We start from the raw sequence: 19,184 nt of genomic DNA on the forward strand, positions 1-19,184 counted from the left end.
CCTCAAACCTCCAACAAAGCCCCCAGCTCCCGCTCCAGCTCCTCGGGGTCGCCCAGGTTGAGTTCGATCAAGCGACGCAGATGGCTGATCGAATCCAGGCCAATATGGGTGCACACGAAACCCAGCTGCCCATGATCGTCATGGGCCAGCTTGACCTCCATCACCACATCTTCCTGCGGCCCCAGCTTCACATCCACATTGAAGGGTTGGCTGGCATCACCCAGCCAGGGCGACGGCTTTTCGATCAACAGTCCCTTCAATGACAGATCGAGCAGCTTCACCGGCCAGCGCTCGGTGCCTTGGCGCAGTTCGGTCTTGGCATCGAAGGCGATGCGCTTGAAGCGCCGGCGTTCGGTATGGGTTTGCGTCATGATCGGGTTCTCCAGTTTTGCTGGACTATAGCGCAGTGACTCAAAGCCAGCGGCGAACCCGTCGACAATACTGGCGATAAGTCTCGCCAAACAGCCCTTCCAGCTGGATTTCGTCAGGCCTGATCACCAGCCAGTTCATCAGGTACAACAACACCGGCAGCAACAGCCACGGCCACAGGCTGCCCATCAGCAACGACAGCGCGACATAGGCAAGGGTGTCACCCAGATTGATCGGGTTGCGCGACAGCGCGAACGGCCCGTCGCGCAGCAATCGGTGGGGGGCGTCGAAATTGCTGGTTGCCGTGTGTTGGCGCTTGAAACGCAGCATGGCCCAGAAGGAGAGGCTCTGGCCGAGGATGATCAAGGCCGCCGCCGTGGCGGCGGTCCAGCTGTTGACCGGCAACGCAATGGGCAGCGCATAGCTCAGGGCCATGGCCACCGCGATGAACGCCAGATACAGCAACGGTGGCGGCAGGACGGCTTGGGCAGGTGGCTTGGGCATGGGTCAACTCGCTTTGGACACCTTAAGTGCGACCCACACAGGCTGCAGGTGTTCCGATTCGTCCCTGCCTCACGCGCCGCACCGCTCTAGACCAACGTGGGGATGGCCATCGAGCAAAAAATCGCTAGACTCGATAAGGCTGACACTCATCCACTGAGCTGGAAACAATAATATGAAGAATAATAGCAGTGCGTTCCGCCACGTTCCGTGGCTGATCGTGGCGATCATTGGTGCCTGTGCCCTGGGCGTCGTTGCACTTCGCCGCGGTGAAGCAATCAATGCGTTATGGATCGTCGTCGCGGCGGTGGCCATCTACCTGGTCGCCTACCGCTACTACAGCCTGTTCATCGCCAACCACGTCATGCAGCTGGACTCGCGCCGGGCCACGCCCGCGGTGCTCAACAACGACGGTCTGGACTACGTACCGACCAACAAGCACATTCTCTTCGGCCACCACTTCGCAGCCATTGCCGGTGCTGGCCCTCTGGTCGGGCCGGTGCTGGCCGCGCAGATGGGCTATCTGCCCGGCACGCTGTGGCTGATTGCAGGCGTGGTCCTGGCCGGCGCCGTGCAGGATTTCATGGTGCTGTTCCTGTCCACCCGCCGCAACGGCCGCTCGCTGGGCGACATGGTGCGCGAGGAAATGGGCCGCATCCCCGGCACCATCGCCCTGTTCGGTTGCTTCCTGATCATGATCATCATCCTCGCGGTGCTGGCGCTGATCGTGGTCAAGGCACTTGCCGAAAGCCCGTGGGGCATCTTCACGGTCATGGCCACTATCCCGATCGCCATGTTCATGGGCGTGTACATGCGCTACATCCGCCCGGGCCGCATCGGTGAAATCTCCATCATCGGCGTGTTTCTGCTGTTGCTCTCGATCTGGCTGGGGGGCCAGGTGGCGGCCGACCCGGTCTGGGCCAAGGCCTTCACCTTCACCGGCATTCAGATCACCTGGATGTTGGTGGGCTATGGCTTTGTCGCTGCCGTGCTGCCTGTGTGGCTGATCCTGGCACCGCGCGACTACCTCTCCACCTTCCTCAAGATCGGTACCATCATCGCCCTGGCCATCGGCATCCTGGTGACCATGCCTGAACTGAAGATGCCCGCACTGACCCAGTTCACCGACGGCACCGGCCCGGTATGGAAGGGCGGTCTGTTCCCGTTCCTGTTCATCACCATCGCCTGCGGCGCGGTGTCCGGTTTCCATGCGCTGATTTCCTCGGGCACCACGCCCAAGCTGCTGGACAACGAAACCAACGCCCGCTACATCGGCTACGGTGCCATGTTGATGGAATCGTTCGTGGCGATCATGGCCATGGTTGCCGCTTCGGTCATCGAACCGGGCGTGTACTTCGCCATGAACAGCCCGGCCGCAGTGGTCGGTACCGATGTGGTCGCAGTGGCAACGGCGGTCAGCAGCTGGGGCTTTGCCATTACCCCGGAAGCGCTGCAGGCGGTGGCCCATGACATCGGCGAAACCACCATCCTGGTGCGTGCCGGCGGTGCACCGACCCTGGCCGTGGGTATCGCGCAGATCCTGCACTCGGTGCTGCCGGGTGAAAACACCATGGCTTTCTGGTACCACTTCGCAATCCTGTTCGAGGCGTTGTTCATCCTGACCGCCGTGGACGCCGGTACCCGTGCCGGACGCTTCATGCTGCAAGACCTGCTCGGCTCGTTCGTCCCGGCGCTCAAACGCACCGAGTCGTGGACCGCCAACGTCATCGCCACTGCCGGTTGCGTGGCCCTGTGGGGCTGGTTGCTGTACCAGGGCGTGATCGATCCGCTGGGTGGTATCAATACCCTGTGGCCGCTGTTCGGCATCTCCAACCAGATGCTGGCCGGTATTGCCCTGATGCTCGCCACCGTCGTGCTGATCAAGATGAAGCGTCAGCGCTATATCTGGGTCACCATGCTGCCCGCCGTATGGTTGCTGATCTGCACCACGACCGCAGGCTTCATCAAGCTGTTCGACGCCAACCCCGCAGTCGGCTTCCTCGCGCTGGCCAAGAAGTACAGCGACGCGTTGGCCCAGGGCCAGGTCATTGCACCGGCCAAGAGCGTCGAGCAGATGCAACACGTAATCTTCAATGCCTACACCAACGCAACCCTGACCGTACTGTTCCTGCTGGTGGTCTTCAGCATCCTGTTCTTCGCCTTGAAGGTCGGCGTCGCCGCCTGGGGCAAGAAGGAACGTACCGACAAGGAAGCACCGTTCCAGCCGTTCCCCAATGCGTGATGATCGAGGGCTGCCGCCATGTTCAATGACTTGAGCAAGTTGGGAAAATACCTGGGCCAGGCGGCACGCCTGATGGTGGGCATGCCGGACTACGACAACTATGTCGAACACATGCAGACCAAGCACCCGGACAAGCCGATGATGGATTACCAGGCGTTCTTCCGCGAACGCCAGGAGGCCAGGTACGGCGGCAAGGGTGGGCCCAAGTGTTGTTGAGGCATGCCATCTCGTAGAGATGTGTCGTGAGTGACGGCCCTTTCGCGGCCACTGGCCGCTCCTACAAGTGATCGATTATCCCTGTAGGAGCGGCCAGTGGCCGCGAAGAGGCCATTTGCATTTAAATGATTCCGGAGCCAACAAACTTGTCCGAAGCCGCACCCCCGATTCCCGTCACCATCCTCAGCGGCTTTCTCGGCGCCGGCAAGACCACCTTGCTGCGCCACATGCTCAAGGCCGAACATGGCTTGAAGATCGCCGTGATCGAGAACGAATTCAGTGACGCCGGCATCGACACCCAGCTGCTGGGCGACGAGCCGGTGCAAATCATGACGCTGGCCAACGGCTGCGTCTGCTGCACCATCCACACCGACCTGACCAAGGCGCTGTACCTGTTGCTCGAACGCCTGGACAGTGGCGAGATCGCCTTCGATCGACTGGTCATCGAGTGCACTGGCCTGGCCGACCCAGCGCCCGTCGCGCAGACCTTTTTCATCGATGAAGAGCTGCGCGAGCGCTACATCCTGGATGGCATCCTGACCTTGGTCGACGCTGCCCATGCCGGCATTCATCTGGCCCAGACCATCGCCCAGGCGCAGGTCGGGTTCGCCGATCGCCTGTTGATCAGCAAGACCGATCTGGTGCCACCGACGGTGCTGGAGGAACTGAGCGAGCGCCTGACCCGCATCAACCGTCGGGCACCGATCCGAGTGGTCGAACATGGGCGTATCGACCTGGCAGAACTGCTCGATGTGCGGGGCTTCAATCTCAATGCAGGCCTGGCGTTGCGCCCGGTCAACCAGGGTCCCAGCGTCGACCGCATTGCCAGCCTGGTGCTGCGCACCGACAAGCCGCTGGACATCGATCGGCTCAGTACTTTCATGAATGAACTGCTTGAAGAGCACGGCAAGCAACTGCTGCGCTACAAGGGCGTTTTGAATATCGCTGGGGAAGATCGACGCCTGGTGTTCCAGGGCGTGCTGAAACTCTACGGCTTCGACTGGGACACCGAATGGGCCAAGGGGGAGGTACGCGAAAGCGTGATGGTGTTCATCGCCGATGATCTACCCGAAGCCAAGATCCGCGCCGGATTCGAAACCCTCTAAAGCCTGTGCCGGCCTTATCGCGGGCTCTGCCCGCGATAAGGCCGGCCCTGATACATAAAAAAGCCCGACTCAATGAGCCGGGCTTTTTCATATCAAGGCACAGCTATCAGTCGGCATACACCGGCAGCTTCGCGCAGATGGCCTTGACCTTTTCGCGCACGGCATCGATCACCGCGTCGTTGTTCAGGTCGGCCAGAATGTCGCAGATCCAGCCGGCCAGCTCCTGGCACTCGGCCTCCTTGAAACCGCGAGTGGTCACTGCAGGCGTACCGAAGCGCAGGCCCGAGGTGACGAACGGCGAGCGTGGGTCATTCGGCACCGAGTTCTTGTTGACGGTGATGAATGCCTTGCCCAGCGCGGCATCAGCGTCTTTGCCGGAAATGTCCTGCTTGATCAGCGACAGCAGGAACAGATGGTTCTCGGTACCACCGGACACCACGTCGAAACCACGGTCGATGAACACCTTGGCCATTGCCTTGGCGTTCTTCACGACCTGTTGCTGGTAGGTCTTGAATTCAGGCTGCAGCGCTTCCTTGAAACACACGGCCTTGGCAGCGATGACGTGCTCCAGCGGGCCACCCTGGGCGCCCGGGAAGACTGCCGAGTTGAGCTTCTTCTCGATCTCGGCGTTGGCACGCGCCAGGATCAAACCACCACGTGGACCGCGCAGGGTCTTGTGGGTGGTGGTGGTGACCACGTCGGCGAACGGCACCGGGTTCGGGTACACGCCAGCGGCGACCAGGCCTGCCACGTGGGCCATATCGACGAACAGATAGGCACCGACCTTGTCGGCGATCTCACGGAAGCGTGGGAAGTCGAGGATCTGCGAGTAGGCGGAGAAACCGGCCACGATCATCTTCGGCTTGTGCTCGACGGCCAGGCGCTCGACTTCGTCGTAGTCGATCAGGCCTTGGGCATCGATACCGTACTGAACGGCGTTGTACAACTTGCCCGACGACGAAACGCTGGCGCCGTGGGTCAGGTGACCGCCGTGGGCCAGGCTCATGCCCAGGATGGTGTCGCCTGCCTGCAGCAGAGCCAGGTACACCGCGCTGTTGGCCTGAGAGCCGGCATGCGGCTGGACGTTGGCGTAGTCGGCGCCGAACAGTTCCTTGGCGCGATCGATGGCCAGCTGCTCGACCACGTCGACGTACTCGCAGCCTCCGTAGTAACGCTTGCCTGGATAGCCTTCGGCGTACTTGTTGGTCAGCACCGAGCCCTGGGCTTCCATGACAGCGGGGCTGGTGTAGTTTTCCGAGGCGATCAGCTCGATGTGCTCTTCCTGACGCAGGGCTTCTTGCTCCATGGCGGCAAAGAGATCGGCATCGTACTTGGCGAGTGTCTGGCTACGGCTGAACATGGCGGTCCTCAAGGATCGGGATGTTGGGAAAGGCGAGCATTCTACCCCATAGGCTTTTATCTGGCATATGAAAGGCAGTCACTGCGTGAACAAGCGGGCCTCATGTCCACCGGCACCCCGGCACCCCGGCACCCCGTAGGAGCGGTCATTGGCCGCGAAAGCCACGCCGCGGTTCCACTGATCTACCGCAGGGCGCCCTTCGCGGCCACTGACCGCTCCCACAAGCGAGGGTCACTGAAACAGGAACAGCGCGTCGTTACTGAACTGCGACTCGAAGCGATGAGCCTGCATCGGCCGGCCGAACAGGTAGCCCTGAACCTCGTCGCAGCCATGCTCGCGCAGAAACTCCAGCTGCTCGTGGGTCTCCACGCCTTCGGCGATCACCGACAGATTGAGGCTGTGCGCCATGGCAATGATGGCCCGGGCGATCTGCGCATCCTGTTCGCCGGAGGGCAGACCGTCGACGAAGGTGCGGTCGATCTTCAGCACGTCGATGGGGAATTGCTTGAGGTAGTTGAGCGACGAGTAGCCAGTACCGAAATCGTCGATGGCGATGCTCAGGCCGAGGTTCTTCAAGATATCGAGGATCACCATGGCCTCGTTGACCTCGCGCATCAGGATGCTCTCGGTCAGTTCGAGCTCCAGGCACGCCGGTGGCAGGCCGATACGTTCCAGCATTCGGGCAATCCGATTGCCCAGCTGGCCGTCGGCGAACTGCCGCGCGGAGATGTTCACCGACACCTTGGGCACCCGCACCTTGGCCAGATGCCAGGCCTTGAGCTGACGACACGCCTCGGCCAGCACCCAATCGCCCACGTCCACCACCAGGCCGAGCTCCTCGAGCACCGGAATGAACTCGCCAGGCGGCACCAGGCCGCGCCGTGGATGGTTCCAGCGCAACAGCGCCTCGGCACCGGTCAGACGCTTGCCGTCGCCGCTGAACTGCGGCTGGTAGTACAGCACGAATTCTTCTTGCTCCAGGGCATGGCGCAAGTCGCTTTCCAGCTCCAGACGTTCCAGCGCCGTAGCGTTCATGTCGGCCTGATAGAACTGGAAATTGTTCTTGCCGCGCTCCTTGGCGTGGTACATCGCGGTGTCGGCGTTCTTCATCAATTGGCTGAGCTCGCCGCCATCCTGGGGGCTCAAGGCAATGCCCACGCTCGCCGTGACGAAGAACTCGCGGCCTTCGAGCACGAACGGTTTGACCAGGCTGCCGAGAATCTGCTCCGCCACATGGATGGCCTGGTTCAAGGCCAGCTCACGGGTCGCGCGGGGTTGCAGCAGCAGGGTGAATTCGTCGCCGCCCATGCGCGCCACGGTGTCATCGTCGTCGACGCAACCCAGCAGGCGCGTGGCCATGTCCTTGAGCATGCGGTCGCCGGCGGCGTGGCCGAGCGAATCGTTGATCGGCTTGAAGCGGTCAAGGTCGAGGAACATCAGCACCACCCACGACTGCTGGCGTTCGGCCTGCTGCAGGGCGTTGTACAGGCGGTCCTGAAACAGCGTGCGGTTGGGCAGGTGGGTCAGGGCATCGTAGTAGGCCAGGCGATGAATACGCTGTTCGCTGGCCTTGCGCTCGCTGATGTCGCTGAAGAAGCACACGTAGCTGGCCAGATCGCCTTCGTCATCGAGCACCGCGGTGATGCCGACCCAGGCCGGGTAGTGCTCGCCATTGCGCCGCTTGAGCCAGACTTCGCCTTCCCAGGTGCCGCGCAGTTGCAGTTGCTTGAGCACATAGCGCAGGTGGGCTTCCTGCTGGTCATCCACGGTCAGCATGTTGGGCAGTTGGTCCAGCACCTGGGCCACGGCATAACCGCTGACGCGGCTGAAGGCTTCGTTGGCCTGGACGATATAGCCCGCCGGGTCGGTGATGAGAATCGCCGACGTCGAATGTTCGAACACCGTGGCAGCCATGCGCAGGTCCTTCTCTGCTCGGCGCTGCTGGCTGACGTCGCGCCCTACGCCCAGCATGCCTTCCAGAGCCCCGTGGGTGTCCCAGATCAACACCAGGCGCAGCTCGATGGGAATCTTGCGGCCATCGTTGCGCATGCAGTCGAACATGAAGACCTGGGTCTTGAGGTCGCTGCGCAGCGCGGCCAGCTCGGCCGGCACATGCAACGCCCGACGGACCTGCGTCAGCAGCGCATTGATCCCCGTCATCTGTGTGGGATTGGCCAGCATGCCCTGCCAACCGTGCTCCAGCACCCAGTCTGCCTCGTAGCCCAGCACGCTCTGCACCGAAGGGCTGACGTAGTTCAGTTCCAAGCGGTTGTTGGTCGAGAAGATCACGTCGCTGATGCTCTCGGCGAGCATGCGGTGGCGCTTTTCGCTCTGGCGCAGCGATTCGCTCGCCGTCCTGTGGCTGGTGATGTCGGTGATGCTGAGAATGACCGCACGGTAGTCCTCCGGGCGCTCGGGAAAGCGCACGGTCAGCCACAGGTACTGGTCCTGGCCCTGCTGGTTGACCAGGCGGATTTCCTGTTCCAATTGCTGTTGGCGCTCCAGCAGCGCAGCGATCAGACGGTGGCCGATGCCGGTGGCCGAGCCGCCTTCGATGAGCTTGCGCCACGCCTGTTCGCCGGTGTCCACCTGCAGCACCCGCAAGGCAACCTGGTTCACTTCGGTGATGCGCAGTGCCTGCAGCAGGTCGAGGCGCTTGGTCGGGTTGTCCTGCAGCCACTGTGCAGAGTCGGTGTGCCCGTTGAGCCCGACCCGCTCGAAGAACGCCAGGACGCCCGACAGGTCGAGCACGCACAGCGCCACTCCGGCGCCTTCGAAGATGTCCTGATAGCGGCGACGCTCTTCGTTGAGCTCGCGCTGGCGGCGGCGCATGCCCAGCAGCGCGAGCAATGGCACCAGCGACACCAGAAGGCCCAGCAGGCATTTGCCCACCAGCGGCGGCAAGAGCGCCAGGCGCGCCTGTCTGGCGTCGAACAGGCTGCGCAGTTGCCAGTCGCTATGGCTCAGCGGGGTCACCAGTACACTCTGCGCAAGCTCGGTGGCGCTCAGTTCCGAGGCGGTGAGCGGGGCTGGGCCGGCGCGGCCGATGATGTGCTTGTTCGCGTGATTTTCCAGGACCCAGCTGGGGTTCTCCTCGCGCTCGACCTGGTGGATGAGGCGGCTGATGACGGTCGGGCTCATGCGCAGCAGCCAATAGCCGTTGGTGTTTTCGCCAGGCTGGCGGATCAGCAGATAGACCAGGTCTGCGGCTGTGTTGTTGGTGTAGTAGTGGCTGTCGCCATCCAGGCGACCTGTCAGCAGGGCAATGAACGGCGCGTCAGTGGCGTCCGGCAGGGTGTCGGCGATGACTCGGGCATCGCCGCTGAGCCAGGCCAGGCTTTGCAGTTCCGGCACCGAGCGGCGGACGCGAGTGAGCGTTTCGGCCCGTTCCCGCGCGCTGGGGAAGGGCTGAGTCGTGAGCAACTGGTTCAGCGCGATCTGCGCATTGAGCGCCATGTTCAGGTTGACGTGATCGGCCAGGTCCGCGCTGTAGTCGATGCTGTGCTGGCGCTGGTCGGCCTGGGTGCGCTGGAACTGGTCGAGCAGCTGCCAGAACAACAGCATCAGCAACATCAAAACCACGAATGCCAGCGCGCCTTTCAACGAACCGTGCAGCGGCGTACCTGACCCTTGGACAGGCGGGCGCAAGGAGGACGGCTGATTGAAATTGGTCAAACTGAAATCCTGCGATATGACAGTCGGGGGCAGGCATAGGCGCGGGCCCCACCAGAGGGCACGTGAATCATGCGTGTTACACCTCGCACTATAAGCGCTAGCGCCCAAGGCCGGCTAGCGCAGCGTAAAACCACCGTGCTGCGCCTGACACACCGCGTCACCGGGCGCGCCCTGGTTTGCCCTGACTCCCGCATTCCGGTAGCTTTGAACACCTTGCGGGGGCCCAAGCTTCCATCCTCTATCTCGCACCTTCTTTATCCAGGTTCATTCCATGGCTCAATACGTCTACACCATGCATCGGCTGAGCAAAGTCGTTCCGCCGAAGCGGGAAATCCTCAAGAACATTTCGCTGTCCTTTTTCCCCGGCGCCAAGATCGGCGTGCTCGGCCTGAACGGCTCGGGCAAATCCACCTTGCTGAAGATCATGGCTGGTGTCGACAAGGAATTCGACGGCGAAGCCCGCCCGATGCCCGAGCTCAACGTTGGCTACCTGCCTCAGGAACCACAGCTCGACCCGACCAAGACCGTGCGCGAAGTGGTCGAGGAAGCGGTCAGCGTGATCAAGGACGCCCAGGCCCGCCTGGACGAGGTCTACGCCGCCTATGCCGAACCGGACGCCGACTTCGACAAGCTGGCCGCCGAACAGGCCAAGCTCGAGTCCATCCTCCAGGCCAGCGACGGCCATAACCTGGAACGGCAACTGGAGGTCGCTGCCGACGCTCTGCGCCTGCCGGCCTGGGATGCCAAGATCGAGCACCTGTCCGGTGGTGAGAAACGCCGCGTGGCCCTGTGCCGCCTGCTGCTTTCGGCCCCCGACATGCTGCTGCTCGACGAACCGACCAACCACCTGGATGCCGACTCCGTCGCCTGGCTGGAGCACTTCCTGCACGACTTCCCCGGCACCGTGGTTGCGATCACCCACGACCGTTACTTCCTCGACAACGTCGCCGGCTGGATCCTGGAGCTCGACCGCGGCGCCGGCATTCCGTACGAAGGCAACTACTCGGGCTGGCTCGAAGCCAAGTCCGATCGCCTGGCGGCCGAATCCAAGCAGCAGTCGGCCCACGAAAAAGCCATGAAAGAAGAACTGGAGTGGGTGCGCAAAGGCGCCAAGGCCCGCCAGTCGAAATCCAAGGCCCGCCTGCAGCGCTTCGAGGAAATGCAGTCGCAGGAATTCCAGAAGCGTTCGGAAACCAACGAAATCTACATTCCGGCCGGTCCGCGCCTGGGTGACAAGGTCATCGAATTCAAGAACGTCACCAAGGGCTACGGCGACCGCGTGCTGATCGACAACCTGTCGTTCGCCATGCCCAAAGGCGCCATCGTCGGCGTGATTGGCGGCAACGGTGCCGGTAAATCCACCCTGTTCCGCATGCTCATGGGCAAGGAACAGCCGGATTCGGGCAGCATCGAAGTGGGCGAAACCGTGCAGCTGGCGTGCGTGGATCAAAGCCGCGACGACCTGGACGGCAGCAAGACCGTGTTCCAGCAGGTCTCCGACGGTTCGGACAATATCCGCATCGGCAACTACGAAATTCCGTCACGCACCTACGTAGGCCGCTTCAACTTCAAGGGCGGCGACCAGCAGAAGTTCGTCAAGGACCTCTCTGGTGGTGAACGCGGTCGCCTGCACCTGGCGCTGACGCTGAAGGAGGGCGGTAACGTCCTGCTGCTCGACGAACCGTCCAACGACCTCGACGTGGAAACCCTGCGTTCGCTCGAAGAGGCCCTGCTGGACTTCCCCGGCGCGGCCATCGTGATCTCTCACGATCGCTGGTTCCTCGACCGCGTGGCCACGCACATCTTGGCCTACGAGGACGACTCCCAGGCCGTGTTCTTCGAAGGCAACTACACCGAGTACGAAGCCGATCGCAAGAAACGCCTGGGTGAAGCGGCCGCCCAGCCGCACCGGGTTCGCCACAAGAAGCTGGCGTGAATGAAAAATGGGGCCCTCTTTGCAGGGCCCCATTTTTTTGCTTGGTGAATGGATATCGGCTGGCCAACAGAGCCGGCGTATCACTCAGGGGCCTGTCTGGATGCCCGTGACTTCCACGGTCAGGTCACCCGCAGGCCTACGCCATACGCGTTCTTCACCGACTTCCGCGCCCAGTAGTGCGCGACCCAGCGGCGACGCCCAGTTGATCAAGCCAACACCGGCGTCTGCCTGGTCTTCGCCGACCAGACACACGCGCTGCTCGGCGCCCTGGTCATCGGCAAAAGTCACCCAGCTGCCGATCTGCACCTTGGCGGTGGACGTGACCGGTGCCACCACTTGGGCATGTTGCAGGCGGTGCTGGTAGTAGCGCATGTCCCGGCTCAGGTCGGCCACACGCTGACGGTCGGCACGCTCACCCATTGCCATCTGCTCGGCCTGCAGTATCTGCACTTCAGCGACTCGCGCCTGCAACTGGGCCAGGCCACTGGCGGTCACGTAGTTGGGCTGCGTACTGATCAGTCGCTCCACGGGTTGGCTCGCCTGTTCGGCGGCCTGGTCTTCATTCACGAATGCGCGGCTCATGGTCTTCCTCCCTTGAGGGGCGGTACAACTCGCCCAGCTTGCTGTAGGGGAGCCGAGATGTGCCAACCGAGAGGCTGTACGAGGATCGCGGTCAAGCCCTACTCCTACAAGAACGGATGCTTGTAGAAGATTGGGCCGCAAAACCGCATCAGAGTTGCATAAGCCGTCTCCAGCCGGCTCAGTTGAATCGAGCGGGGCTGTACGGCGCAGGATCGGTAAAGGTCGCCGCGCCGGCCATCATCTGCGCCAACAGCCGGCCACAGACAGGACCCAGCGTCAAACCGTGGTGGGCATGGCCAAAATTGAGCCACAACCCGGGGTGTCGACCTGCCGGACCTATCACCGGGCGCATGTCCGGCAGGCACGGGCGGCGGCCCAGCCAGGGCTTGACGTCGAGGCGTTCGCCCAGTGGGTAGAAGCGCCTGGCCAGCGCTTCGCAGCGCAGCAGCTGGATATCATTGGCGGGGGCATCTTCGGCAGCGAACTCGATCCCGGTCGTCAGACGCAAGCCCTGGTTCATCGGCGCCAGCACGAACCCTCCCAGCGGGTCGCAGACGGGGTGGTTGAGGGTTGCGCCCGCAGCGGTCTGGTAGTGCATGTGGTAGCCGCGCTTGCTTTGCAGGGGAATGCGATAGCCCAAGGGTGACAGCAACCGATTGCTCTGTGGTCCCAGGGCCACCACGACTTCGCGCGCGTGCAGCGTGCCCGCCGCCGTCTCGAGCTGCCAGTGATTGCCCTGCTGGCGCAGCGTCAATGCATCGGCATCCATGAAGCGCCCGCCGCGCTGCATGAACAGCGCGGTGTAGCCCAGGGCCAGGGCGCCCGGGTCCTGCACGGTCATGGGGTCATGCCAGTGCACGGCACCGGCAGCGCCCTGGCCGAGACTGGGCTCGACGGCCTGTAATTGCCCAGCGTCGAGCAAGCTGTAGCGCAAATGATGAACGTGCAGCTGTGCGGCATCCGCCTGGGCTCTGGCGAAGGCCTTGTGGCTGCGGTAGATCTCGATCCAGCCAGTATCGCGAATCAATCCTTGCTGGCCGGATGCTGCAGCCAGTGCGCAGTGTTCCTCCACGCAGCGTTGCACCAGTGGCAACATCGCTTCGGCTGCACGCTGCAGGTTGCGTTTGGAAGATGCCTGCCAGTACTTCCACAACCAGGGCGCAACCTGTGGCAGGTAGCGCCAGTCGTAGCGCACGTCGGGCTGCTGATTGAGGGCGTAGAGCATCAATCGCCGCAGGTCACGCGGAAACGCATAGGGCACGATGCTGGAGCGTTCGATCAAGCCAGCATTGCCGTAGCTGGTGCCGCTGCCAGGCGCTGCACGGTCGACCAGTACCACCTCACGTCCCAGAGCCTGCAAGTGCAGTGCACTGCAAACACCAACGATGCCGGCACCCAGTACCAGCGTTTCACATTGCATGGCTTCGCTCCTCAGTGGTCGTGCAGATGGCGACTGAGCCGAGCGTCGAGGCGCCGCAGTACGCGGCGCAGCGTTTCGACGATCAGCAGGTAAAGCACCGCGGCCCAGAGGTAGATCTGGAAATCGAAACTGCGCGAGAAACCCAATTTGGTCACCCCCATCAAGTCATACAGGGTGACCAACGAGGCAATGGCACTGGCCTTGATCATCAGGATCAGTTCATTGCCCAATGGCCCGATGGCGACCATCAGCGACTGCGGCATGATGATCTTCACGAACGTTACCCACGGCCTGAGCCCCAGCGCCCGAGCAGCTTCGCGCTGGCCCTGGCCGATGGCTATGAAGCTGCCGCGCAGGATTTCCGCCTGGTAGGCGGCCGTATTGAGGGTGAAGGCCAGCAAGGTGCAATACCAGGCATCGCGAAACAGCCACCACAAGCCGACGTCCTGCCAGAACTCGCGAAACGAACCCAGGCCGTAATACAGCAGGAACAACTGCGCCAGCAACGGCGAGCCGCGCAGGCAATAGATGTAGAAACCACTGGCATGGCGTAGCAGCGGGTTGCTCGACAGTCTGCCAAGGGCCAGCACCGTGGCGAGCAGCATCCCCAGGGTAAAGGCAATGGCGACCAGCTTGGCGGTCACCCACAGCCCCGCCAGCATGCGCCAGCCATAGCGCTGAAGCAGGTCGGGGTCGACGAAGAAGTAGGCAATGTCCTGGAGAATCATCAGCGCACACTCCGCAGATGGCGGCTGTAGTAGCGCTCCAGAAACGCCAGCGCTCTGCCGCTCAGCGCACTGAACAGGAGGTAGACCAGGCAGGCTACGCCATAGAAGAACAGCGGCTCCTTGGTAGCACTGACCGCCAGGTTGGTCTGGCGCATCAGGTCGACCAGGGAAATGGTGGATACCAGCGAAGTGTCCTTGAGCAGCGACAGCCAATTGTTGGACAGCCCAGGCAGGGCGACCCGGGTCAGCTGCGGCAAGAGTACCCGCATGAACGTTATCCGACGGCTCAGCCCCAGCGCGGCTGCGCCTTCATACTGGCCTTTGCCGATGGTCTTGAATGCCGCCAGCCAGACCTGGGCCGAGAATGCGGCGAACACCAGGCCGAACGCGACCATGGCTGCCGCAAAGGCGTTGATCGAGACGGCTTGGGGGTGGCCAGCCGCGCTCAGCAGCTTCTGCATGGCGATCTGGCAACCGTAGTAGATGATCAGTAGCGTCAGCAGTTCTGGAAGGCCGCGGAACACCGTGCCGAACAGCGTTGCAAAGCTGCGCAGGAGCCGATATCGCGAGCGCTCGGCGAGTGCCAGGGCCAGCCCCAGCGGCACACCGATCGGTAGACAGGCAAGCGCCAAGGCCAGGGTCATCAGGGCGCCTGCCAGCAAAGCAAGGCCCCAGCCGCCCTCGGCCAGGGACAACAAAGCAAGGTGTTCGAGCATGCTTTTATCTCCGGCGACGCCCGATCAGAGGCGCCGCCACGCCCGGTCGATCAGTTGTAGATATCGAAGTCGAAATACCGGCTGGCGATCTTCTGGTAGGTACCGTCGGCAACGATCTCATCCAGCGCCTTGTTCAGGCGCAGGCGTAACGAGTCGTCGTCCTGGCGTACGGCTATCGCCGCATTGGCCGTGGTGCCATCGACGTCACCGAGCATGCGGCAGCACGCCGCGCCTGATTTCTTGAGCCATTCCTGCAGGGGAAACTTGTCGCCGATCACCACATCCAGACGGCCGGCCGCAAGGTCGGCATTGGCCGCATCGGCGGTAGGGTAGAGTTTTACCTCGGCGCCAGCCTTGCCGTAGACGTCTTCGGCATGAATCGACTGGGTGGAGGAGGACTGCGCGCCCACCACCAGGCCCTTGAACGTGGACTGCGCGTCATCGAGCTTCGACTGCTTGCCCACGGCTACCGACAAGGGGGTCTTGTAGTAGTGATTGGTGAAGCTGATTTTCTTGCGTCGCTCTTCGGTATCGATCATCGACGCCACGACGGCATCGTACTTGCGCGCCAGCAGCGCAGGAATGATGCCGTCCCAATCCTGGGCCACGATCGTGCAGCGCGCCTGCATCTTGTCGCACAGCGCCATCGCGATATCGACGTCGAAGCCCTGGGGCTTGTTGTTGGAATCCATATAGTTGAAGGGTGGATAGGCGCCTTCCGTGGCGATTTTCAGGTCTTGGGCAGTGGCGTTGTTCACGCCTGCCAGCAGAACTGCCAGTACCCCTGCAAAACGAATGCTCCGTTTCATGTTGCACCTCGGTGGTGGTGGGTCAGCTAGTGTTGTCCGCCCGTGGTCAGTGACGTGTAGCCCACGAACTCGTGGTGAAGTGCTGCGGTGGCTTCCAGGCGCTTTTCGACGTCCGGTCCGAGCCGCTTGCACACTTCGTTGACCAGAAGATTCACCAGCGACAGCATGGCCGAGGTGGACTCCCAGAACAGGTTGAACTCGGTAGGCACGCGAAACACCTCATCGGCGTTCTGCTCGGCCCAGTCGCAGAAGGTGTCGGTTACCAGGGTGACCGGAATGCCGGCCTCACGTGCCTTGCGACACAGCATCAGCGCGTGGCGCGAGTAGCGTCGTGCTTCGAACACCACCAGAGCGGTCTGCTGCGGTGGGCTCAGCAACACCTCGGCATAGTGCCCACTGGCACCATCGATCCCGTGCACGCCGTCGCGCAGGTACTGCATCAGGTGAACCATCGAACAGGCAATGCCACGTTCGGTCTGGAACCCGGCAACGAACACTCGAGGCCGACGGGCCAGACGCTCGGCGACCTGCTGCCAGGCTTCACCCTGACTGTATTCATGGACACGCATCAGTGCCGCCACCTCCAGATCGAGGCCGCGAGAAGGGCCGGACTGTTGGCGAAATTCGCGCAGGCGGTCGCCCATCAGCCACGGTCCCTGCCCCAGGTCTTCTTTGAGATCCGCCTTGAGCGCCTTGAGGTGCGGGTAACCAATGGCTCGGCAGAAGCGGCCGACACTGGATTCGCTGACACCCAGCGTGGCGGCCAGGGAAGCAGCAGTGAGGAACGGCAATTCCGTGGTATTGGCCAGCATGTAGCTGGCAATCATGCGCGCGGACGATGAGGCGGTTGGCAAGATGGCTTCGAGACGCTGCTTGAGGGACTGGCTCATGAGGATGCCTTGGGGTAGGTAGCGCGTGAAAATGAATCTGATCTTTTTCTGTCATCGTGTCAATAATGGCAGATACCTGTCATTTGTTGCCAAAAGAAACGCAGCCGTTGCAGCTGCGTTCATTGACCGATCAGTGACCGATCAGTAGTGGTACCACTTCACCTCGAGCATGACCTCGTTGCGCGGCGAGCTCAAATGGCTGAACTCGCGCTGAGCGCTCAGGCGCAGGCCCAGGTTGCGAGAAATTTCCCACTGCTGATTCAGACTCAGGCTGCGGCGCACTTCGCCATTGGTGAAGTAGTCACCCTTGCCCTCCAGGCTGAAATTGCCCAAGTCGTTCTTCCACAGCACACCGCTGTTGAAACCCGCCGCCGGCGTGACGAACTGGGCAAAGTCGTTGTTGTGTTCCACCCGTGCCGTGCCAAGGGCAAAGCCCAGCAGGTGCTCGCCAAGCTGCCACGTACCGCCGGCACCGCCGTTCACATGGGACACCAGGTTTTCGTCGCCATGCTTGCCCAGCACCCGTTCCAGGCCGCCGGTGACCTGCCAGGAGAGGGGTTGCAACAGCTCGTTGCGCGGCGTCAGCGAACGGATCGTTGCCAGGTCAAGCTGCTGCAATTGCCAGTCATTGCCCTCGTACTGGCGCACTTTCAAGCCCAGGATCTCGATCTGCGCGCCCAGCGGAAAGCCCTCGGCGTTGTCGTTGAGGTCGTGATACGCCATGCGCAGCCCGTACTCGGCGAACGCGGTATCACCGCGGGTACCCACACCCGCGCTCCAGGTGCGTGACTGATGGCCATCCTCGGGCAAGCCCGGCCGGGCGATGTCCAGCGGGGGCGGGGGGTTGCGGTTGATCGCGCGCAGCAACTGGAAACTGCGCTGGGTCCTCGCCGGATCGCGCTCCTGGCCGGTGGCCCGATAGCGCTCGAGACGAAACGCGGCATCCTGGATCAGCGCCTGACGCTCCCTGCCCAGCGCCTGAAAACCTTCACTGTCGATCTGCGCCGTGTCGGCAGCGATCCGCTGTACCCATTGCTGCTCGCTGCTGTCCAGCGGCTTGGCGCGTTCGAGCAACTCGCGCTCGCGAGATGCGCGATAGTCGATCTTCTCGACCAGCCCGGCAGCCTTCACCGCCTTCACCGTGTCGGTGGGAATGGCGGTCAGGGGGAATTGTGAGGTCAGGTCCAGGCCTGGCCTGGCCACCTGAAGCAGTTCGAGTAGACGATACGAGCAGTTTTCATCGAAGAAGAAATAGTCGAACTGCACCTGCTTGAGTTCCCACACATGCTCGACCATGCGCCCGGTTTCTTCCGGCGTGAGGTTGAGCCGGTACTCCCACAGGTCGCGGTTTTCCAGGCTGCGGTATTCGGAAAGCTTTTCCTGGTAGGGCACCAGGGCGAACAAGCCAGGATAGCCGCCGGCCAGGCCCTTCCAGGCGTAGAGAATGCTGTTGTCACCGCCTTCGACATAGGCGCCGAAGTTGATCGCATAGCTGAGCAGCGCAGTGTTGTTGCTTTGCACATCGGCCTGATCGATGCGCAGCAGGGTATGCCCGAACATCGACGAGGGGCTGTTCAGGTACGCCGCCGGGAATATCAGCACGGCGCTGTGGGGGGCCACGTCCGAGAACCACTTGCGGAACTCGGCGCAGTCCACGGTCGGCAGGTCGCTGAGCCCAAGCTGCTCGCGCAACCAGCGGGTACGCGCCGGGAACACGCACTGTGCATGGCGATCGCCCGTGCCTGCGGGTGCATAGATGGCCTTCAACGTGGCCTGCAGCTCGGCATCCGGATGGTGCGCGCCATCATCGGCCAGGAAGAATTTGCGGTCATCGACATAGCTGCGCCAGCCGCCGAGCTTGCCACGCTCGTAATGGCCGACGGAAATCCAGTACGGATCGTCGGCCAACTGTTGCAGACGCTGAGCGTCGAGGTGCGGAGCGGCATGCAGCGGGGCGCACACACAGAGCGCCAGGAAGGCAAGGCGTTTGAGCATTGTCGGCAACTAGTTCGGCGAAATCGGAAAGGGGGGATGCCCGCTCCGAAAGGAGCGGGCGGGTCGAGCTTAAGCCTGGGTGGCGTATTTGGCCAGACGTGGATCGTTTTTCAGGACCGCGATGGTGTTGCTGTGTACGTCTTCAGCGGTGCTGTCGGCGCTGCTGAAGATCTGCTGGAAGTGCTCGTGGGTAACCGACTGGAAGTAGGCACGGTCTTCGGGAGCGACGCCCAGAACCACGGCATAGGTGGTCAGTGCTTCGCCTTGGCCCTTGGCCATGTCTTCGGACAGCTCGTCCATCATGCCATTCATGGCAATCCAGGATTTACCGCCATAGGTCAGTGCAGCGTTGGTGGAGCAGCCGTTGGTGCCCGAGGTCATGCCGAAGGTGGCGTTGCCCGAAGTGCCGTTGGTGGTGGAAGCCAGGAAGTGCGCCGGAGTGCCGCGCTGGCCTTCGAACAACATGTTGCCCCAACCGCAATCCGGACCGCCGGGCGCTTGCGCCATGGCATTGATCGAGACGGCGGCGAACAGAGTACCCAGCAGAATCCGTTTCATAGCGTTGTTCTCTTTTTTGATGTGCTTACCGAGGGTCTAAGTGCCTGGGGATCCAGGACGGGCCGGTTATTTGGCCAGCCG

The 19,184-nt window shown here is 62.4% G+C and carries 15 protein-coding genes and 1 pseudogene; 4 read left to right on the forward strand and 12 right to left on the reverse strand.

The window, feature by feature from the left end:
* Nucleotides 1-2: 2 nt before the first annotated feature.
* A complete protein-coding gene (locus IFT80_RS13170) occupies nt 3-371 on the reverse strand; it encodes a PilZ domain-containing protein (RefSeq protein WP_192058522.1) in 369 nt (122 codons plus the stop codon).
* Nucleotides 372-411: 40 nt separating this feature from the next.
* Nucleotides 412-873, reverse strand: a complete 462-nt coding sequence (locus IFT80_RS13175; RefSeq protein WP_192137694.1) for a methyltransferase family protein — start codon at nt 871-873, stop codon at nt 412-414.
* A gap of 172 nt (nt 874-1,045) precedes the next feature.
* On the opposite strand from IFT80_RS13175, the gene IFT80_RS13180 reads away from it, so the two are divergent.
* The 3 genes from IFT80_RS13180 to yjiA all read left to right on the forward strand — a co-directional run bounded on the left by IFT80_RS13180 (nt 1,046) and on the right by yjiA (nt 4,434).
* The gene (locus IFT80_RS13180) at nt 1,046-3,112 is read left to right on the forward strand and encodes a carbon starvation CstA family protein (protein WP_192137695.1); all 2,067 of its coding nucleotides are present in this window, start codon (nt 1,046-1,048) and stop codon (nt 3,110-3,112) included.
* 18 nt (nt 3,113-3,130) lie between these two features.
* The gene (locus tag IFT80_RS13185) at nt 3,131-3,328 is read left to right on the forward strand and encodes a YbdD/YjiX family protein (protein WP_122475360.1); all 198 of its coding nucleotides are present in this window, start codon (nt 3,131-3,133) and stop codon (nt 3,326-3,328) included.
* A gap of 146 nt (nt 3,329-3,474) precedes the next feature.
* Nucleotides 3,475-4,434, forward strand: a complete 960-nt coding sequence (yjiA, locus tag IFT80_RS13190; RefSeq protein ID WP_244652414.1) for a GTPase — start codon at nt 3,475-3,477, stop codon at nt 4,432-4,434.
* A gap of 106 nt (nt 4,435-4,540) precedes the next feature.
* On the opposite strand, the gene glyA is transcribed toward yjiA, so the two are convergent.
* Nucleotides 4,541-5,794: a serine hydroxymethyltransferase gene (gene glyA, locus IFT80_RS13195; protein WP_192137697.1), complete on the reverse strand. Its 1,254-nt coding sequence runs from the start codon at nt 5,792-5,794 to the stop codon at nt 4,541-4,543.
* A 231-nt stretch (nt 5,795-6,025) separates the two neighbouring features.
* Nucleotides 6,026-8,641: pseudogene (locus IFT80_RS13200) on the reverse strand (sensor domain-containing protein); the annotation flags it as partial.
* Nucleotides 8,642-9,740: 1,099 nt separating this feature from the next.
* On the opposite strand from IFT80_RS13200, the gene ettA reads away from it, so the two are divergent.
* Nucleotides 9,741-11,405 carry an energy-dependent translational throttle protein EttA gene (gene ettA / locus IFT80_RS13205; protein ID WP_122475355.1) on the forward strand — a complete coding sequence of 555 codons (1,665 nt, stop codon included), beginning with the start codon at nt 9,741-9,743 and terminating at the stop codon, nt 11,403-11,405.
* Nucleotides 11,406-11,489: 84 nt separating this feature from the next.
* Here the strand turns inward: ettA and IFT80_RS13210 are convergent, their stop codons facing one another.
* The 8 genes from IFT80_RS13210 to IFT80_RS13245 form a co-directional block, all read right to left on the reverse strand.
* Complete coding sequence (locus IFT80_RS13210) at nt 11,490-11,987, reverse strand: GreA/GreB family elongation factor (RefSeq protein ID WP_122475353.1); 498 nt, start codon at nt 11,985-11,987, stop codon at nt 11,490-11,492.
* Nucleotides 11,988-12,165: 178 nt separating this feature from the next.
* Complete coding sequence (locus IFT80_RS13215) at nt 12,166-13,407, reverse strand: NAD(P)/FAD-dependent oxidoreductase (protein WP_192137698.1); 1,242 nt, start codon at nt 13,405-13,407, stop codon at nt 12,166-12,168.
* A gap of 11 nt (nt 13,408-13,418) precedes the next feature.
* Nucleotides 13,419-14,135 (reverse strand): ABC transporter permease, encoded by a 717-nt coding sequence (locus IFT80_RS13220; RefSeq protein WP_192054774.1) that lies wholly within the window; start codon nt 14,133-14,135, stop codon nt 13,419-13,421.
* Nucleotides 14,135-14,851: an ABC transporter permease gene (locus IFT80_RS13225; protein WP_192054773.1), complete on the reverse strand. Its 717-nt coding sequence runs from the start codon at nt 14,849-14,851 to the stop codon at nt 14,135-14,137. Before IFT80_RS13225 ends, IFT80_RS13220 begins: the two co-directional genes overlap by 1 nt.
* 50 nt (nt 14,852-14,901) lie before the next feature.
* Complete coding sequence (locus tag IFT80_RS13230; protein ID WP_192137699.1) at nt 14,902-15,660, reverse strand: transporter substrate-binding domain-containing protein; 759 nt, start codon at nt 15,658-15,660, stop codon at nt 14,902-14,904.
* 26 nt (nt 15,661-15,686) lie between these two features.
* The gene (locus IFT80_RS13235; protein WP_192058532.1) at nt 15,687-16,550 is read right to left on the reverse strand and encodes a MurR/RpiR family transcriptional regulator; all 864 of its coding nucleotides are present in this window, start codon (nt 16,548-16,550) and stop codon (nt 15,687-15,689) included.
* Between the two features lie 141 nt (nt 16,551-16,691).
* Entirely contained in the window at nt 16,692-18,545 is a 1,854-nt protein-coding gene (locus tag IFT80_RS13240; protein WP_192137700.1) for an Lnb N-terminal periplasmic domain-containing protein, read from the reverse strand.
* Between the two features lie 69 nt (nt 18,546-18,614).
* Nucleotides 18,615-19,103, reverse strand: coding sequence for a DUF3015 domain-containing protein (locus tag IFT80_RS13245; RefSeq protein WP_043192793.1), 489 nt, complete (start codon nt 19,101-19,103; stop codon nt 18,615-18,617).
* Nucleotides 19,104-19,184 lie beyond the last annotated feature (81 nt).

Source organism: Pseudomonas sp. CFBP 8771 (assembly GCF_014841695.1).
Classification (GTDB): Bacteria; Pseudomonadota; Gammaproteobacteria; order Pseudomonadales; family Pseudomonadaceae; genus Aquipseudomonas; species Aquipseudomonas baltica.

What these genes read in the sequence shown, in the direction of transcription:
- glyA (WP_192137697.1), bottom strand. Translation starts at nt 5,794, where the DNA reads ATGTTCAGCCGTAGCCAGACACTCGCCAAGTACGATGCCGATCTCTTT.
- IFT80_RS13210 (WP_122475353.1), bottom strand. Translation starts at nt 11,987, where the DNA reads ATGAGCCGCGCATTCGTGAATGAAGACCAGGCCGCCGAACAGGCGAGC.
- ettA (WP_122475355.1), top strand. Translation starts at nt 9,741, where the DNA reads ATGGCTCAATACGTCTACACCATGCATCGGCTGAGCAAAGTCGTTCCG.
- IFT80_RS13235 (WP_192058532.1), bottom strand. Translation starts at nt 16,550, where the DNA reads ATGAGCCAGTCCCTCAAGCAGCGTCTCGAAGCCATCTTGCCAACCGCC.
- IFT80_RS13220 (WP_192054774.1), bottom strand. Translation starts at nt 14,135, where the DNA reads ATGATTCTCCAGGACATTGCCTACTTCTTCGTCGACCCCGACCTGCTT.
- IFT80_RS13175 (WP_192137694.1), bottom strand. Translation starts at nt 873, where the DNA reads ATGCCCAAGCCACCTGCCCAAGCCGTCCTGCCGCCACCGTTGCTGTAT.
- IFT80_RS13225 (WP_192054773.1), bottom strand. Translation starts at nt 14,851, where the DNA reads ATGCTCGAACACCTTGCTTTGTTGTCCCTGGCCGAGGGCGGCTGGGGC.
- IFT80_RS13185 (WP_122475360.1), top strand. Translation starts at nt 3,131, where the DNA reads ATGTTCAATGACTTGAGCAAGTTGGGAAAATACCTGGGCCAGGCGGCA.
- IFT80_RS13245 (WP_043192793.1), bottom strand. Translation starts at nt 19,103, where the DNA reads ATGAAACGGATTCTGCTGGGTACTCTGTTCGCCGCCGTCTCGATCAAT.
- IFT80_RS13180 (WP_192137695.1), top strand. Translation starts at nt 1,046, where the DNA reads ATGAAGAATAATAGCAGTGCGTTCCGCCACGTTCCGTGGCTGATCGTG.
- IFT80_RS13215 (WP_192137698.1), bottom strand. Translation starts at nt 13,407, where the DNA reads ATGCAATGTGAAACGCTGGTACTGGGTGCCGGCATCGTTGGTGTTTGC.
- IFT80_RS13240 (WP_192137700.1), bottom strand. Translation starts at nt 18,545, where the DNA reads ATGCTCAAACGCCTTGCCTTCCTGGCGCTCTGTGTGTGCGCCCCGCTG.
- IFT80_RS13230 (WP_192137699.1), bottom strand. Translation starts at nt 15,660, where the DNA reads ATGAAACGGAGCATTCGTTTTGCAGGGGTACTGGCAGTTCTGCTGGCA.
- IFT80_RS13170 (WP_192058522.1), bottom strand. Translation starts at nt 371, where the DNA reads ATGACGCAAACCCATACCGAACGCCGGCGCTTCAAGCGCATCGCCTTC.